The organism is Burkholderia metallica, from assembly GCF_902832845.1.
In the GTDB taxonomy this organism is placed as follows: domain Bacteria; phylum Pseudomonadota; class Gammaproteobacteria; order Burkholderiales; family Burkholderiaceae; genus Burkholderia; species Burkholderia metallica.
The window spans coordinates 62,763-78,806 of the sequence record NZ_CADFDB010000006.1; the positions used below are offsets into that span (position 1 = coordinate 62,763).

Consider the following 16,044-nt stretch of genomic DNA (forward strand, 5'->3'; position numbering starts at 1 on the left):
ACGCCAAATCACCGGGCCGGCCCGCGAATTCAGGCTTCGACGGCCAGGACGTTGCGCAATTTCGGGGCGTGCGGCGCGCCGGGTACCGCGCTCAGGTCGGACAGCATCCGCTCGACGATCGCCGCATGCGGCAGCACCGTGCCGAAGAAGCGCGCGGTATGGGAATCTTCGATCAGGATCGTCGGGAAGTTCTCGACGTCGAGGTCGTCGAGCTGGTCGGCATGCGTTTCGATGTCGATCCAGGCGAAGCAGGCGTCCGGATGCGCGTCGGCGAGCTGGTCGAAGGCCGTCCGGTAGTCGCGGCACGTGCCGCACCACTCGGCGCACAGGCAGGCGACGAGCAACGTGCCGGGATCGGCGAGGCGCTCGGCGATCCGATCCGCATCGGTGTCGAGATTCAGCGCGGGCATGGGTTTCCTTGGATTGCGTCGGCGGCGTGGCCGCTCCTATGCGGGGAAATGTAGCACGCCATGCACGGGCGGGGTGCGCGCCGCGTCAAGCCGCGCGAAGCGTCCGCCGGGAAGGCTGGCGACGCGGCCGGCCAGTTCCAGGGTAAGCAGCGCGCGGTGCAGCACGTCGTCGGACAGGCCGCTGTGCTCGGCGAGCCATTCATAGGTGACGGGGCCGTATCCCAATGCGGCAAGCAGGGCCTGTTCGGACGGGCTGTCGGGCAGCGGGTGGGCGGGCGACGGCGACGAGGCATCGTCGCGAGCGGGCGCGGTGCCCGCAGCGGTGCTGTCAGCCCGCACGACGCCGGCAGCGGCACCGGCACCGGCAGCGGCACGCGGGGCGGCGGCTTCGGATTCGCGGAGGTCGCCGGCGCTCGTGCCCGCCGCGCCGCCTTTCGGTTCGCCCAGCCCGTATTCGTCGAGCACGTCGAGCGGCGTGGCCGTGAGCTTCGCGCCGTCGCGGATCAGCGCGTGGCAGCCCTGCGCAAGCGGCGCGTGGATCGAGCCCGGCATCGCGAACACGTCGCGCCCGAGCTCGTTCGCGAGCCGCGCGGTGATCAGCGAGCCGGAGCGCGGCGCGGCCTCGACGACGAGCACGCCGATCGCGAGCGCGGCGATCAGCCGGTTGCGCTGCGGGAAGTACGCGGCGCGGGCCGGCGTGCCGAGCGGCCATTCCGACACGATGGCGCCATGGGCGGCGATTTCGTGGGCGAGCGCGCGGTGCCGCGCCGGATAGACGAGATCGGCGCCGGTCGCGATGACCGCGATCGTGCCCGAGCGGCCGTCGAGCCCGCCGCGGTGCGCGGCGCCGTCGATTCCGAGCGCGAGGCCCGATATGATCGGAAGCCCGGCGTCGGACAGCTCGCGTGCGAAGCGCGTTGCGTCGGCGAGCCCCTGCGGCGTCGCATGACGGCTGCCGACCACGGCGAGACCGCGCGCGTGCAGCAGGTCGAGCCGGCCCTTTACATATAGCAGCGGCGGTGGATCGTGCAGGTCGCGCAGCCGCGGCGGATAGGCCGGATCGTCGAGCGTGACGAGCGCGTTGCCCGGCGCGTCGAGCCACGCGAGGGCGGCATCGGTACGTGCGCCGAGATCGCCGCGCTCGCTCGCGCGTACGGCCAGCGCGGCGGCGGGGCTGGTGACGGCGGCGATGGCCGGGGCGGACGCGCGCAGCAGCGCGTCCGGCGAGCCGAACGCATCGAGCAGCGCCTGCAGCACGGCGGGGGGCAGACCGGGCGCATGCGCGAGCTGCAGCCACGCGCGCACGGCGGAGGCGGTCAGCGCTTGCGGCGACACGAGGCGGCCCTCGAATGCGGCGGCCAGCGGAGCGCGTGGCGCCATGATAAAATTTTCATCATCCGAAATACTCGACAGGGCCGTGCGCGCAGGCGCCCGGCCAATTGCAGGAGGCGTGATCCGCGGCATTGATTCGCCGCGCGTCCGCCTCATCTTCATTGCATCCCGGCGGCACCGCCAGCTGGCCGGATGGCCGATGCGGCACGCCGCTACACCGAATACCGAACACCATGGCTTTACTCAATATTCTTCATTACCCCGACAAGCGGCTGCACAAGGTCGCGAAGCCCGTCGACAAGGTCGACGACCGCATCCGCAAGCTCGTCGCCGACATGGCCGAGACCATGTACGCGGCGCCCGGCATCGGCCTGGCGGCCACGCAGGTCGACGTGCACGAGCGCGTGATCGTGATCGACGTCTCCGAGGAAAAGAACGAGCTGCGCGCGTTCATCAACCCCGAGATCGTGTGGTCGAGCGATGCGAAGCAGGTCTATGAAGAGGGCTGCCTGTCGGTGCCCGGCATCTACGACGAAGTCGAGCGTCCCGACCACGTGCGCGTGCGCGCGCTCAACGAGCAGGGCGAAACCTTCGAGCTCGACTGCGACGGGCTGCTGGCCGTGTGCGTGCAGCACGAGATGGATCATCTGATGGGGCGCGTGTTCGTCGAATACCTGTCGCCGCTCAAGCAGACGCGCATCAAGACGAAGATGAAGAAACTCGAACGCGCGATGTGACGCGCGTTCGCCCAGCCCGACCCCGAACGCTGTCATGACCCATACGTTGCGCGTAGTTTTTGCCGGCACGCCGGAATTCGCCGCGGCCGCCCTCGCCGCGATCCACGAGGCCGGTTTTCCGGTGCCGCTCGTGCTCACCCAGCCCGACCGCCCAGCCGGGCGCGGGATGAAACTGCAGGCGAGCGCGGTGAAGCGCTACGCGGTCGAGCACGGGATGCCCGTCGCGCAGCCGCCGTCGCTGCGCCGCGCGGGCAAGTACCCGGCGGAAGCGGCCGACGCGATCGAGCTGCTGCGCACGACGCCGCACGACGTGATGGTGGTCGCCGCATACGGGCTGCTGCTGCCGCAGGAAGTGCTCGACATTCCGCGCGCCGGCTGCATCAACATTCATGCGTCGCTGCTGCCGCGCTGGCGCGGCGCCGCGCCGATCCACCGCGCGATCGAGGCCGGTGACGCCGAGACGGGCGTCACGCTGATGCAGATGGACATCGGCCTCGACACCGGTGCGATGATCGAGGAAGCGCGCGTCGCGATCGCCCCCGACGACACGACCGCGACGCTGCACGACCGGCTCGCTGCCGAAGGCGCGCGCCTGATCGTCGATGCGCTCGTGCGGCTCGAGCGCGACGGCGCACTGCCGGCGACGCCGCAGCCGGCCGACGGCGTGACCTATGCGGAAAAGATCGGCAAGCACGAAGCGGCGCTCGACTGGCGCAAGCCGGCCGACGTGCTCGCGCGCCAGGTGCGGGCGTTCGATCCGTTCCCGGGCGGCGTCGCGACGCTCGACGGCGCGGCGATCAAGCTGTGGGCGGCCGAGCCCGTGGCGGCGCGCGGCGACGCGGCGCCCGGCACGATCGTCGAAGCCGCGCCGGAAGGCGTGGTCGTCGCCTGCGGCAGCGGCGCGCTGCGCGTCACGCAGCTGCAGAAACCGGGCGGCAAGCGGCTGCCCGCCCGCGAATTCCTGGCCGGTTCGCCGCTGGCCGCGGGCCAGCGTTTCGCGCTGCCCGACCTTGACTGACACGGCCTGACTGCCATTCCACACGGTCTGCCGGCCGGGCACAACTGGCCGGACGGCCGAGTCGCACGGCGCGGCAGGCGCGCGTAGAATTTCCTGGCGCTCTCCGATTTCGAGGTTTTCATGTTCGGCATCACCCATTTCGGCTTCTTCGTGTTCGCGGTTTTTCTGCTGAACATCACGCCCGGCCCCGATACGGCGTACATCGTCGGCCGCAGCGTCGCGCAGGGCCGCGGCGCGGGGCTGATGTCGGCGTTCGGCATTTCGACCGGCTGCTGCGTCCATGCGCTCGCGTGCGCGTTCGGCCTGACCGCGCTGCTGGCGGCGTCCGCCACCGCGTTTACGGTGATCAAGCTGGTCGGCGCCGCCTACCTGATCTACCTCGGCGTGCGGATGATCGTCGCGAAGCAGGCGGCCGAGCCGTCGGGCACGGCGGCCGCGCAGGCCGCGAAGCCGCTGCGCCAGCTGTTCATGCAGGGTTTCTGGACCAACGTGCTGAACCCGAAGGTCGTGCTGTTCTTCGTGTCGTTCTTCCCGCAGTTCGTGTCGGCCGACAGCCCGCACAAGGCATGGGCGTTCCTGGCCCTCGGCGGCGTGTTCGTCGCGATGAGCACGGTATGGACGAGCCTCGTCGCGTGGGTCGCGGGCAGCGTCACGGAGCGCTTTTCCGGCAAGCCGGGTGTCAAGAAGTGGCTCGACCGCACGGTCGGCAGTGCGTTCGTCGGCCTCGGCCTGCGTCTTGCCGCATCGCAACGCTGAGATTGAATTTTTCCGGCAAGACCTTATCTAACAAATCGCTTACAATTTTCCGTCGCGTGCTGTGATGCGCGGCGGGTCCCCTGACGGATAAGGAGTGGGTATGTTCAATTGGGTCAAAACGGCGATGCTGATGGCCGCGATCACGGCCCTGTTCATCGTGATCGGCGGGATGATCGGCGGCTCGCGCGGCATGACGATCGCGCTGCTGTTCGCGCTCGGCATGAATTTCTTCTCGTACTGGTTCTCGGACAAGATGGTGCTGCGCATGTACAACGCGCAGGAAGTCGACGAGAACACGGCGCCGCAGTTCTACCGGATGGTGCGCGAGCTGGCGACGCGCGCGAACCTGCCGATGCCGCGCGTGTACCTGATCAACGAGGATGCGCCGAACGCGTTCGCCACGGGCCGCAACCCCGAGCACGCGGCGGTCGCCGCGACCACGGGCATCCTGCGCGTGCTGTCCGAGCGCGAGATGCGCGGCGTGATGGCGCACGAACTCGCGCACGTGAAGCACCGCGACATCCTGATCTCGACGATCACCGCGACGATGGCGGGTGCGATCTCGGCACTCGCGAACTTCGCGATGTTCTTCGGCGGGCGCGACGAGAACGGCCGGCCGGCCAACCCGATCGCGGGTATCGCGGTCGCGCTGCTCGCGCCGATCGCCGGCGCGTTGATTCAGATGGCGATTTCGCGGGCACGCGAATTCGAGGCCGACCGCGGCGGCGCGCAGATTTCCGGCGATCCGCAGTCGCTCGCGACCGCGCTCGACAAGATCCATCGCTATGCGGCGGGCATCCCGTTCCAGGCAGCCGAAGCGCATCCGGCCACCGCGCAGATGATGATCATGAACCCGCTGCACGGCGGCGGCCTGCAGAACCTGTTCTCGACGCACCCGGCCACCGAGGAGCGCATCGCGCGCCTGATGGAGATGGCGCGAACGGGCCGTTTCGATTAAGCCGCGGCATACCGTGCGGCAGTTGGCCGCCGGGCGCCGCCACGCCACCCCGCACGCTTCGCGCTGCGGGGTGTTTCATTTGTGCGCGCCGTAAAGGGGCCAAAGGGGCTGCGGCGTCGCACGCTACAATGCCCGGTTTGGGATCGCCGGGCCCGTGGTCGCCGCGATTCCGCCGTCTGCCGCGCTGGTTTGCCGTACCCGTTTGCCGCGCGCTTGTTTGCCCAATTTGCTCCGATGACACGAACCCGTTCTACCGCTCCGTCTACTTCCGGCCGCACGGCGCGTCTGTCCGCGCTGCATCTCGCGCCCGAATCGCTCGGCTTCGCACTCGATGCGGCCGCGCAGGCGGTCGACGCGGTGCGGCGCGGCACCGCGCTGCCGGCGGCGCTTTCGGCGGTATTCGCGCACATGGTGCCCGGTGCGCAGGCACTCGCGCGCGGGGCGACGCAGGACGTCGCCTACCGGACGATGCGCCGCCTCGGCAGCGCGGACTGGCTGATCGGCAAACTTGCCAGCAAGGCGCCGCCCGCCCACGTGCACGCCGTTCTGGCCGGCGCGCTCGCGCTGCTGCTCGACCCGGCGGACGTCGCCGCCTATCCGGCGTTCACGGTGGTCGACCAGGCCGTGACCGTGATCGGCGCACGCCGCGAATACGCGTTCGCGAAGGGGATGGTCAACGCGGTGCTGCGCCGTTTCCTGCGCGAGCGCGACGCGCTCGTCGCGGCGATGCAGGACGATCCGGTCGCGCGCTGGAACTACCGCGCGTGGTGGGTCGATTCGGTGCGGCGCACCTGGCCCGACGCATGGCAGGCGATCCTCGCGGCCGGTGAGCGCCAGGGGCCGCTGACGTTGCGTGTGAACGCGCGTCGCGCGAGCGTCGACGCGTATCTCGAAACGTTGCGCGCAAGCGGGATCGATGCAGCCGCGATCGGCCGGCATGCGGTGCGGCTCGCGTCGGCGCTGCCGGTCGATCGCATCCCGGGATTCGCCGAGGGCGTCGTGTCGGTGCAGGACGCCGGCGCGCAGCTCGCGGCCGAATGGCTCGGCGCGCGCGACGGCATGCGCGTGCTGGACGCCTGCGCGGCGCCCGGCGGCAAGACCGGCCATATTCTCGAACTGGCCGACGTGGAAGTCGTTGCGCTCGAAAGCGACGCCGCACGCGCGGCGCGCATCGGCGAGAATCTCGTGCGGCTGTCGCTGGAGGCGGACGTGCGTGTCGGCGATGCGGGTGCGCCCGACGCGTGGTACGACGGGCGCCCGTTCGACCGCATCCTCGCGGACGTGCCGTGCTCGGCGTCCGGCATCGTGCGCCGGCATCCCGACATCCGCTGGCTGCGCCGCGAGGCCGACATCCCGGCGCTCGTCGCGGAGCAGCGTCGCATCCTGTCGGCGTTGTGGCCGCTCGTGAAGCCGGGCGGCGAACTGCTTTACGTGACCTGTTCGGTCTTCCCCGAAGAAGGCGAATTGCAGGCCCGCTGGTTTGAAGCGGCCTGTGAAGATGCGGTACGATTGGACGCCCCCGGCCAGCTGCTGCCGGGCGGAGTGCAGGGAGGAGCGGCCGCCGGCGCGCTCGACCAGAACACCGATCACGACGGATTTTTCTACGCGCGGTTTCAGAAACGGTGACGATCAAACACCTTTTTCCACTTCGGCTCGCGGCCGTCCTGATGGTCGCGCTGGCGCTGTGCCTGGCTGTCGTCCGGCCGGCGCATGCCGAGTCGATCGCCGTACAGCGCGCGTCGCTCCAGGCCGACGGAAGCGGCTGGAGTCTCGACGCCCGCTTCGATTTCGAACTGAACCCGAGCCTCGAGGATGCCGTCAACAAGGGCATCCCGCTTTATTTCACGACAGATTTCGAACTGAGCCGCGCGCGCTGGTACTGGTTCGACGAGCAGCCGGTGGCGGTGACGCAGACGATCCGCCTGTCGTTCCAGCCGCTCACGCGCGAGTACCGCGTATCGACCGGCGGCCTGCAGCTCGGCTTCCCGTCGCTGAAGGATGCGCTCGCGGTCATCCGGCACATCACGTCGTGGCACGTGATCGACCGCAACCAGGTACGCGCCGGTGAAACCTACACGGCGTCGGTGCGGATGCAGCTCGATACCGCGCTGATGCCGAAACCGTTCCAGGTCGACGCGGTGAACAACCGCGACTGGACGCTCGGGTCGGACTGGAAGCGCTTCAACTTCACGGTGACCGAACGTGCTAAATAAAGTGCGCCGCGCGGCCAGCGGGAAGAGCCTCCTCGTTCGCGTGATCGTCTCGACCGTCGCGCTCACCGCGCTGCTGCTGCTCGTGCTGCTCGCGGCCGCGAGCGCGAATACCGAATTCTTCGATCGCTACTACTCGTGGCTGTACGCGACGAACATCGTCGTCGCGCTCGTGTTCCTGCTCGTGGTGCTCGGGCTGATCGGGATGATCGTCGTGCGCTTGCGCAAGGGCAAGTTCGGCACGCGGCTGCTCGCGAAGCTCGCGGTGTTCTTCGCGCTCGTCGGCGTGGTGCCGGGCGGGATCATTTACATCGTGTCGTACCAGTTCGTGTCGCGCAGTATCGAGTCGTGGTTCGACGTGAACGTCGAGACGGCGCTGACGGCCGGCCTGAATCTCGGCCGCGGGATGCTCGATGCGTCGCTGTCCGATCTGCAGACGAAGGCGCGGCTAATGTCCGACCAGCTCGCGAGCGTCGACGCGAACACGAACGGCACGACGCTCACGCTGCTGCGGCTGCGCGACCAGTTCGGCGTGCAGGACGCGACGATCGTCGAGCCGAGCCGCGGCGGCTCGGGCGCGGCGCCCGACCTGCACATCGTCGCGCAGGCGTCGGGCAATTTCGCGGCGCTGATTCCGGACGACCTGCCGACGCCGCTGATGCTGAACCAGGCGCGCGAACACGGCGCGTATGCGGCGATCGAGGGCGAAGTCGACGGCGACCCGCGCGCGCACGGCGCGAAAGGGGCGCTGCGGCTGCGCGTCGTGCGGCCGATTCCCGATGCGACGACGTCACTGCTGCAGCCGGCCGAACGCTTCCTGCAGCTCACGCAGCCGGTGCCGCCCACGCTTGCCCACAACGCGGACGCGGTGCAGCGCGCGTATCGCGAGTACCAGGAAAAGGCGCTCGGCCGCACGGGGCTGCGCAAGATGTACATCGGCACGCTGACGCTCGCGCTGTTCCTCGCGACCTTCATCGCGATGATGCTCGCGCTCGCGCTCGGCCAGCAGCTCGCGCGGCCGCTGTTCCTGCTCGCGCAGGGGACGAAGGAGATCACGGAAGGCGACTACACGCCGAAGCGCGAAATCAAGACGCGCGACGAGCTCGGCTTCCTCACGCAGTCGTTCAACGCGATGACGCGCCAGTTGTCCGAGGCGCGGCTCGCGGTCGAGAAGAACCGCATCGCGCTCGAGCACTCGAAGACGTACCTCGAGAGCATCCTCGCGAACCTGACGGCCGGCGTGTTCGTGCTCGATCGCCAGTTCCGGCTGACCACGGCCAATCGCGGCGCCGAGCGGATCTTCCGGCAGCCGTTCAATACGCTGATCGGCACGACGCTCGACCAGATCGGCGTGGCCGCCGGGTTCGGTGCGATGGTGCGCAAGGCGTTCGCCGATCGCGAGGCCGCGTCCGACGGCGGCAGCGGCGATCGCGGGCACTGGCAGCAGCAGTTCGCGATCGAAATGCCGGGCGAAACCGAGCCGCTGACCTTGCTCGTGCGCGGCACGCGTCTCGTGTCGACGGTCGAAGGGCAGGCCGACGATCCGCAGACGTCCGGTTACGTCGTCGTGTTCGACGACATCTCCGACGTGATTTCAGCGCAGCGTTCGGTCGCGTGGGGCGAGGTCGCGCGCCGGCTCGCGCACGAGATCAAGAATCCGCTGACGCCGATTCAGTTGTCGGCGGAGCGGCTGCAGATGAAGCTCTCCGACAAGCTCGCGCCGCCCGACGCCGATGTGCTCAAGCGCGGCGCGACGATGATCGTCAACCAGGTGGCCGCGATGAAGCGGATGGTCGACGACTTCCGCGAATACGCGCGCACGCCGCCGGCCGTGCTCGCGAACCTGCAGTTGAACGACCTGGCGAGCGAGGTGCTCGGGCTGTACGGTGTCGGCGAAGGCAAGAGCGCGATCGTCGCCGAGCTCGCGCCGGCGCTGCCGGTGATACGCGGCGACGCGACGCAACTGCGCCAGGTGATTCACAACCTGCTGCAGAATGCGCAGGATTCGGTTGCGGAGTCCGCGCATCCGCGTGTGTTGATCGAAACCAAGACAGTAGAATATGGCGATCCCGACGCCGAGGGCAGAACGCGCGTCGCGGTACGTCTTACCGTGTCCGACAACGGGCCAGGCTTTCCGGCGCGCATCCTGACCCGCGCGTTCGAGCCTTATGTGACGACGAAGGCGAAGGGCACAGGGCTGGGGTTGGCCACGGTCAAGAAAATCGTCGATGAGCACGGTGCGCGGATCGATCTGCGCAATCGCATGCACGGTGAGACCGTCGAGGGGGCGCAGGTGTCGATCCTGTTCCTGCAGATGGCGAGCGATGCGCCAGGCGCCGAACCGGGCGCGCAGGACGGGACGGCCCCCGCCAAGACAAAAGCAAGTGAGCAGACAAAGGCAGCGTAAATGGCAACCATCCTGGTGGTAGATGATGAAATGGGCATCCGGGAATTGCTCTCGGAGATCCTCAGCGACGAAGGACATGTCGTCGAGGCGGCGGAAAATGCGCAGGCCGCGCGGGAGTACCGGTTGAATCAGGCGCCCGACCTCGTGCTGCTCGATATCTGGATGCCCGATACCGACGGCGTGACGTTGCTCAAGGAATGGGCGGCGCAGGGGCTGCTGACGATGCCCGTGATCATGATGTCCGGGCACGCGACGATCGACACGGCCGTCGAGGCCACGAAGATCGGTGCGCTCGATTTCCTCGAGAAGCCGATCGCGCTGCAGAAGCTGTTGAAGTCCGTCGAGCACGGGCTCGCGCGGGGCGCCGCGCCCGTGTCCGCGAACGCGGCGGCCAAGGCCGGCGCAGGGCAGGCGGCGGGGCCGTCGGCGGTGGCGTCCGCGGCCGCGCTGCCGACGCTCGGCGACGACATGGCTGCGGCACTCGGCCTCGCGGGCCAGACGGCGGCGATCCCGTTCGACATCCCGTTGCGCGAAGCGCGCGATGCATTCGAGCGCGCGTACTTCGAATATCACCTCGCACGCGAAAACGGCAGCATGACGCGCGTCGCGGAGAAGACGGGCCTCGAGCGCACGCACCTGTATCGCAAGCTCAAACAGCTCGGCGTCGAGCTCGGCAAGAAACCGCCCGAAGGCGCCGTATAAAATTTTTTGCGAAAGTGCTTGCGCAAGTGAAGAGGGGCCGATATACTTTCTCTTCTTCGTTGGCCCGGTAGCTCAGTTGGTAGAGCAGCGGATTGAAAATCCGCGTGTCGATGGTTCGATTCCGTCCCAGGCCACCAGAATTAAAACCCCAAGAATCGGAAGGTTCTTGGGGTTTTTCGTTTGTGGTGGGGTTTGCGTGATCGGCGGCATGCCCGGCAGCGTTCGAGAGGGCATGCTAAAATCCGTGTCCGCTCAATAACTTAGCGCATCGCTTCATGCGCACGGCAGGCTGCCAGCGTGGCGCCGCCGTGGCGCGCGGCAACGATGCCGCGCGATGGGCGGTATAAGCGCGCCGCCGCGTTCGCGGCCAGCCGCGCTGCCTATACTGGTCGAGCCGGCGCAGGCCGGCCGCGTCGGGCCGCCCGGCGGCAGCCGGCCTTGGGGCGCAGCGCGACGCGAGCCTACACATTCACGGAGTATCACGGTGATTCGGACAGACGCTAAAGACGGCGCGCTCGTGTTGTTTTCCGGCGGCCAGGATTCGGCCACGTGCGTGGCATGGGCCCTCGAGCGCTACCAGACGGTCGAGACGCTCGGCTTCGATTACGGCCAGCGCCATCGCGTCGAACTCGAGTGTCGCGAAGGCGTGCGCGAAGCGCTGAAGCGCAAGTTTCCCGCGTGGTCGGACCGGCTCGGCGACGATCACATGATCGACCTGTCGGTGCTCGGCGCGATCAGCGATACCGCGATGACGCGCACGATCGAGATCGAGACGGCGGCGAACGGTCTGCCGAACACGTTCGTGCCGGGCCGCAACTTGATGTTCATGACGATCGCCGCGGCGATCGCCTATCGCCGCGGGCTGCGCGTGCTGGTCGGCGGGATGTGCGAGACCGATTTCTCGGGCTACCCCGATTGTCGCGACGACACGATGAAGGCGCTGCAGGTCGCGCTGAACCTCGGGATGGACACGCGCATCGTGCTCGAGACGCCGCTGATGTGGCTCGACAAGGCACAAACCTGGCAGCTCGCCGAACAGCTCGGCGGCGAAGCGCTCGTCGAACTGATTCGCGTCGAGACGCACACGTGCTACGTGGGCGAGCGTGCGGAGCTGCACGACTGGGGCTTCGGCTGCGGCGAATGCCCAGCCTGCAAGCTGCGCAAGCGCGGCTACGAGGCCTACCTGAAGGGCGAGCGGGTGACCGAAGCGCCGCTGTGATGCACGGCGCGCCGGCAGCGCTTGATGAATAACGGATTCTGATCGACAACGAGCGGCGCGAGCCGGACGAAGGACGATGACTTACGCGGTCAAGGAAATTTTCTACACGTTGCAGGGCGAGGGCGCGAACGCGGGCCGGCCGGCCGTGTTCTGCCGGTTCGCCGGCTGCAATCTGTGGTCGGGCCGCGAAGAGGATCGGGCGGAGGCCGTGTGCCGCTTCTGCGATACGGACTTCGTCGGCACCGACGGCGAGAACGGCGGCAAGTTCAAAGATGCCGCCGCGCTCGTCGCGACGATCGCCGGCCTGTGGCCGGACGGCGAGGCGCACCGTTTCGTCGTCTGCACGGGCGGCGAGCCGATGCTGCAGCTCGACCAGCCGCTCGTCGACGCGCTGCACGCGGCCGGCTTCGAGATCGCGATCGAGACCAACGGCTCGCTGCCGGTGCTCGAATCGATCGACTGGATCTGCGTGAGCCCGAAGGCCGATGCGCCGCTCGTCGTCACGAAGGGCAACGAACTGAAGGTCGTGATCCCGCAGGACAACCAGCGGTTGGCCGACTACGCGAAGCTCGACTTCGAGTATTTCCTCGTCCAGCCGATGGACGGCCCGTCGCGCGACCTCAATACGAAGCTCGCGATCGACTGGTGCAAGCGTCATCCGCAGTGGCGGCTGTCGATGCAGACCCACAAATATCTGAACATTCCCTGAGCCCCGGCTTTTGACATCGTGCTGATTACCCGAAAACTCGAATTCGACGCGGGCCACCGCATTCCCGATCACCGCAGCCAGTGCCGCAACCTGCACGGCCATCGCTACGTGCTCGAAGTCACGCTGCGCGGCGATCTCGTCGATACCGAGGGGGCGCCCGACCGCGGCATGGTGATGGATTTCGCCGACGTGAAGGCGCTCGCGATGGAGCATCTGGTCGGCAAGTGGGACCACGCGTTCCTCGTCTACGCGCGCGACGACGTCGTGCGCTCGTTCCTCGAGCAGATGGCCGACCACAAGACGGTCGTGATCGACCGGATTCCGACCGTCGAGAACCTCGCGGCGATCGCGTTCGACATCCTCGCGAACGTGTACGACGCGCACTACGGCGTGAACCTGCGGCTCGAGCGCGTGCGCCTGTACGAAACGCCGAACTGCTGGGCCGACGTCGAGCGCCAGCCCGGCCGCTGATCCCGCCTTCCCGGCAGCCCCGCCAGCCGGCGCGGGCTGCCTGACGCCGCACCCGCCGCGGCTTCGTCCCGCCTTCGCCCTCCCAGCCGTTTCCACATTCCGCGTAACGCCGCGCTATGATCGTTGCGTGGCGCCGAAAATCGCGGCCGCCCGCCGTCGCGCGTCACGTGTTGTCAGATCGGCCGCCCACGGCCGACCAAGGTTCCAGGGCCCGCTCCTGGCGCCGCCGTGCTTCGCCGCGCGGCGTGTCGCGCTCCGCTTCGCCCGTTGCTTGTCCCGTTCGATTGCCGTTCCGTCCCGGAGGCCGTATCGATGAGCACGCTCACCAATTCCCTCAAGCAACGCCTGCGCGACGGCGACGAGCCGCTGTACGGACTGTGGTTGTCGCTCGGCTGCGACTCGGCCGCGGAAGCGCTCGCGCATGCCGGCTACGACTGGCTGTGCATCGACATGGAGCACGCACCGAACGACAGCCGCGATGTTGCATCGCAACTGCGCGCGATCGCCGCCGCCCGTCTGCCGAGCGAACCCGTCGTGCGCGTGCCGGCGCGCGAGCCGTGGCTCGTGAAGCGCGCGCTCGATGCCGGTGCGCGCACGCTGATGTTCCCGTGTATCGAGACGCCCGACGAGGCCGCGCATGCGGTGCGGCTCACGCGTTTTCCGTCGCCCGACTCGCCGGACGGGCTGCGCGGCGTCGCGGGCATGGTGCGCGCGGCGGCGTTCGGGATGCGCCGCGACTACCTGCAGACGGCGAATGCGCAGGTAGCGGTGATCGTGCAGATCGAATCGGCGCGCGCCGTCGACGAAGTCGAGCGGATCGCGGCGTTGCCCGGTGTCGACTGCCTGTTCGTCGGGCCGGCCGACCTCGCGGCGAGCCTCGGGCATCTCGGCGACATCCGTCACCCGGACGTCGAAACCGCAATGGCGCGCGTGCTCGCGGCCGGCAGGCAGGCCGGCGTCGCGGTCGGCATCTTCGCGGGCGATACGGCGGCCGCGCGCCAGTATCGCGAGGCCGGCTACCGGATGATCACGTTGTCGGCCGACGTGAGCTGGCTGTTGCGCGCGACGCGGCAGGCGCTGCAGGAGGTACGGTCATGAACGGTGGCGACGGCGTACGCCGCGGGCGGGCGCAGGGTGGGGGCCGGGTGCGCGGGCGGGTGGGCGCGATGCTCGGGTTGTGGTGGGTGTGTCTCGCGGCGGCCGCGCAGGGCGCGCCGCAGGCGAAGCCCGATCCGTCGCGCGAGACGCAAGCGGCGGTCGCCGATTACAACGCCGGCGACTATCGCGCGGCGCTGGTGCAGTTCCACGACGCGGCCGAGCGCGGCGACCGTCTCGCGCAATTCAACTACGCGATGATGCTGCTGACGGGCGAAGGCGTGACGGCGAACGTCGACGAAGGGCTGCGCTGGCTGAGGCGCGCGGCCGACGCGAACATGTCGCATGCGCAGTACGTGTATGGCCGGATGCTCGACGACGGCGAGTTCGTCGCGCGCAATCCGGCCGAAGCCCATCGCTGGTTTCTGCGGGCGGCCAGGCAGGGGCACGTGCAGGCCGAGCTGTCGCTCGCGAACCAGTTCCTCGACGGGCGCGGCACGCCGCGCGACAACCGGCAGGCGTTCACGTGGTACAAGCAGGCCGCCGACGCGGGCGAGCCGACCGCGCAGTACGTGACCGCGTCGTTCTACGAGCGCGGTGGCGACGGCGTCACGCAGAACCTGAACATCGCGCGCGCGTATTACGCGGCGGCCGCCGCCCAGGGCGACGAGACGGCCGGGCTGAAATTCAAGGAACTGAGCGCGCGGCTGAAGGCGCAGGGGCCGGCGTCGGGCGCCGGCGCGGCGCCGGGCGGGTCGCACGCACCGCCACAGTGAGCGACGCCCGTCGCGCCGCGCGGCCGCGTCCGGCATGCGCGGGCGCAAAAAACGGCGCCGGGGCGCCGTTTCTCGTGGTGCGGTGCATGCCGCGGTCAGCTCTTCATCAGCCGCCGCTGCCGCCCGACGCTCATGATCATCCCGATCGCGATGCCGAGCGTCGTGAGCGCGGTGCCGCCGTAACTCATGAACGGCAGCGGCACGCCGACGACCGGCAGCACGCCGCTCACCATCCCGATGTTGACGAACGCATAGACGAAGAACGCGAGCGTGAGCGAGCCCGCGAGCAGGCGGCCGAACAGCGTCGCGCCCTGTGCGGCGATATAGAGCCCGCGCGCGATCAGCGCCATGTACAGCGTCAGCAGCACGAGCCCGCCGACGAGCCCCCATTCCTCGGAGAACACCGCGAAGATGAAGTCGGTGTGCTTCTCCGGAATGAATTCGAGGTGCGCCTGCGTGCCTTTCAGGTAGCCCTTGCCGAGCACGCCGCCCGAGCCGATCGCGATCACGGCCTGGATCGTGTGGAAGCCCTTGCCGAGCGGGTCGGACGTCGGGTCGAGCAGCGTGCACACGCGGTGCTTCTGGTAATCGTGCATCAGCGGCCACTGCACTTCCGGCTGGCAGATGCGCTCTTCGAACACGGCGATCGAGCCGACCGCGATCACGCCCGCGACGAGCACCGGCACGATCAGCTTGAACGACAGGCCGGCGAGGTAGATCACGAAGAAGCCGGCCGCGAACACGAGCAGGCCCGTGCCGAGGTCGGGCTGCTTCGCGATCAGCCCGACCGGCACCAGCAGGATCCCGAACGCGGCGATGAAGTCGTACCAGCGCAGCCCGCCTTCGCGGCGCTGGTAGTACCACGCGAGCATCAGCGGTGTCGCGATCTTGAGGATTTCCGACGGCTGGATCACGACGCCGACGTTCAGCCAGCGCTTCGCGCCCTTCTTGGTCATCCCGAACAGCGCGACCGCGACCAGTAGCGCGACCCCGAACGTATAGAGCGGGACCGCGAAGCGCATCAGCGTCGTCGGCGGGATGTTGGCGATCACCCACATCAGCACGAACGTCAGCAGGATGTTGCGCAACTGGTCCTCGACACGGCCCGGCATGTCGATCGCCGCGCTGTACAGCGTGACGATGCCGACGCACAGCAGCAGGAACACGATGAGGGCGAGCGGGCGGTCGAAACCCGCGAACATCTGCTTGATCTTGTCGAGCCAGGCGCGCTTGTCGAATTGCAT

At 68.7% G+C, this 16,044-nt stretch carries 16 protein-coding genes and 1 tRNA gene; 14 read left to right on the forward strand and 3 right to left on the reverse strand.

The window, feature by feature from the left end; translation table 11 throughout:
- Positions 1-29: 29 nt before the first annotated feature.
- Both HWX08_RS17855 and dprA read right to left on the reverse strand, forming a co-directional pair.
- A complete protein-coding gene (locus HWX08_RS17855) occupies positions 30-410 on the reverse strand; it encodes a thioredoxin family protein (RefSeq protein WP_069257867.1) in 381 nt (126 codons plus the stop codon).
- A 36-nt stretch (positions 411-446) separates the two neighbouring features.
- On the reverse strand, positions 447-1,790 hold the full coding sequence (dprA, locus tag HWX08_RS17860) for a DNA-processing protein DprA (protein ID WP_244122775.1): 1,344 nt from the start codon (positions 1,788-1,790) through the stop codon (positions 447-449).
- A gap of 185 nt (positions 1,791-1,975) precedes the next feature.
- Between dprA and def the strand changes: the two genes are divergently transcribed.
- From def to HWX08_RS17930, 14 genes are all read left to right on the forward strand, one after another.
- Positions 1,976-2,479, forward strand: a complete 504-nt coding sequence (gene def / locus HWX08_RS17865; protein WP_174921889.1) for a peptide deformylase — start codon at positions 1,976-1,978, stop codon at positions 2,477-2,479.
- A gap of 34 nt (positions 2,480-2,513) precedes the next feature.
- Positions 2,514-3,497: a methionyl-tRNA formyltransferase gene (gene fmt, locus HWX08_RS17870; protein WP_174921888.1), complete on the forward strand. Its 984-nt coding sequence runs from the start codon at positions 2,514-2,516 to the stop codon at positions 3,495-3,497.
- A gap of 120 nt (positions 3,498-3,617) precedes the next feature.
- Positions 3,618-4,253: a LysE family translocator gene (locus HWX08_RS17875; protein ID WP_069257863.1), complete on the forward strand. Its 636-nt coding sequence runs from the start codon at positions 3,618-3,620 to the stop codon at positions 4,251-4,253.
- A 100-nt stretch (positions 4,254-4,353) separates the two neighbouring features.
- A complete protein-coding gene (gene htpX / locus HWX08_RS17880; protein WP_006485774.1) occupies positions 4,354-5,211 on the forward strand; it encodes a zinc metalloprotease HtpX in 858 nt (285 codons plus the stop codon).
- Positions 5,212-5,445: 234 nt separating this feature from the next.
- Positions 5,446-6,837 (forward strand): 16S rRNA (cytosine(967)-C(5))-methyltransferase RsmB, encoded by a 1,392-nt coding sequence (rsmB, locus tag HWX08_RS17885; RefSeq protein WP_174921887.1) that lies wholly within the window; start codon positions 5,446-5,448, stop codon positions 6,835-6,837.
- Complete coding sequence (locus HWX08_RS17890; RefSeq protein ID WP_069257861.1) at positions 6,834-7,424, forward strand: DUF4390 domain-containing protein; 591 nt, start codon at positions 6,834-6,836, stop codon at positions 7,422-7,424. The genes rsmB and HWX08_RS17890 overlap by 4 nt, the downstream gene beginning before the upstream one ends.
- Complete coding sequence (gene esaS / locus HWX08_RS17895; RefSeq protein ID WP_069257860.1) at positions 7,414-9,828, forward strand: sensor histidine kinase EsaS; 2,415 nt, start codon at positions 7,414-7,416, stop codon at positions 9,826-9,828. The genes HWX08_RS17890 and esaS overlap by 11 nt, the downstream gene beginning before the upstream one ends.
- Positions 9,829-10,530: a response regulator transcription factor EsaR gene (gene esaR / locus HWX08_RS17900; RefSeq protein WP_069257859.1), complete on the forward strand. Its 702-nt coding sequence runs from the start codon at positions 9,829-9,831 to the stop codon at positions 10,528-10,530.
- A gap of 61 nt (positions 10,531-10,591) precedes the next feature.
- A tRNA-Phe gene (locus HWX08_RS17905) sits at positions 10,592-10,667 on the forward strand.
- A 347-nt stretch (positions 10,668-11,014) separates the two neighbouring features.
- A complete protein-coding gene (queC, locus tag HWX08_RS17910; protein WP_107310506.1) occupies positions 11,015-11,749 on the forward strand; it encodes a 7-cyano-7-deazaguanine synthase QueC in 735 nt (244 codons plus the stop codon).
- A 76-nt stretch (positions 11,750-11,825) separates the two neighbouring features.
- Positions 11,826-12,458: a 7-carboxy-7-deazaguanine synthase gene (gene queE, locus HWX08_RS17915; RefSeq protein ID WP_069257857.1), complete on the forward strand. Its 633-nt coding sequence runs from the start codon at positions 11,826-11,828 to the stop codon at positions 12,456-12,458.
- Between the two features lie 18 nt (positions 12,459-12,476).
- Entirely contained in the window at positions 12,477-12,929 is a 453-nt protein-coding gene (gene queD / locus HWX08_RS17920) for a 6-carboxytetrahydropterin synthase QueD (RefSeq protein WP_011353563.1), read from the forward strand.
- A 312-nt stretch (positions 12,930-13,241) separates the two neighbouring features.
- Entirely contained in the window at positions 13,242-14,027 is a 786-nt protein-coding gene (locus tag HWX08_RS17925) for an HpcH/HpaI aldolase family protein (protein WP_174921886.1), read from the forward strand.
- Positions 14,024-14,800: a tetratricopeptide repeat protein gene (locus HWX08_RS17930; RefSeq protein ID WP_069257855.1), complete on the forward strand. Its 777-nt coding sequence runs from the start codon at positions 14,024-14,026 to the stop codon at positions 14,798-14,800. Before HWX08_RS17925 ends, HWX08_RS17930 begins: the two co-directional genes overlap by 4 nt.
- Positions 14,801-14,895: 95 nt before the next feature.
- Here HWX08_RS17930 and rodA read toward each other — a convergent pair whose 3' ends face one another.
- Positions 14,896-16,044, reverse strand: coding sequence for a rod shape-determining protein RodA (gene rodA / locus HWX08_RS17935; protein WP_039353786.1), 1,149 nt, complete (start codon positions 16,042-16,044; stop codon positions 14,896-14,898).

Bases quoted from the DNA above. Each gene is read 5' to 3' on its own strand.
- HWX08_RS17855 (WP_069257867.1), bottom strand. From the start codon at position 410: ATGCCCGCGCTGAATCTCGACACCGATGCGGATCGGATCGCCGAGCGC.
- dprA (WP_244122775.1), bottom strand. From the start codon at position 1,790: ATGGCGCCACGCGCTCCGCTGGCCGCCGCATTCGAGGGCCGCCTCGTG.
- def (WP_174921889.1), top strand. From the start codon at position 1,976: ATGGCTTTACTCAATATTCTTCATTACCCCGACAAGCGGCTGCACAAG.
- fmt (WP_174921888.1), top strand. From the start codon at position 2,514: ATGACCCATACGTTGCGCGTAGTTTTTGCCGGCACGCCGGAATTCGCC.
- HWX08_RS17875 (WP_069257863.1), top strand. From the start codon at position 3,618: ATGTTCGGCATCACCCATTTCGGCTTCTTCGTGTTCGCGGTTTTTCTG.
- htpX (WP_006485774.1), top strand. From the start codon at position 4,354: ATGTTCAATTGGGTCAAAACGGCGATGCTGATGGCCGCGATCACGGCC.
- rsmB (WP_174921887.1), top strand. From the start codon at position 5,446: ATGACACGAACCCGTTCTACCGCTCCGTCTACTTCCGGCCGCACGGCG.
- esaR (WP_069257859.1), top strand. From the start codon at position 9,829: ATGGCAACCATCCTGGTGGTAGATGATGAAATGGGCATCCGGGAATTG.
- queE (WP_069257857.1), top strand. From the start codon at position 11,826: ATGACTTACGCGGTCAAGGAAATTTTCTACACGTTGCAGGGCGAGGGC.
- HWX08_RS17925 (WP_174921886.1), top strand. From the start codon at position 13,242: ATGAGCACGCTCACCAATTCCCTCAAGCAACGCCTGCGCGACGGCGAC.
- HWX08_RS17930 (WP_069257855.1), top strand. From the start codon at position 14,024: ATGAACGGTGGCGACGGCGTACGCCGCGGGCGGGCGCAGGGTGGGGGC.
- rodA (WP_039353786.1), bottom strand. From the start codon at position 16,044: ATGCAATTCGACAAGCGCGCCTGGCTCGACAAGATCAAGCAGATGTTC.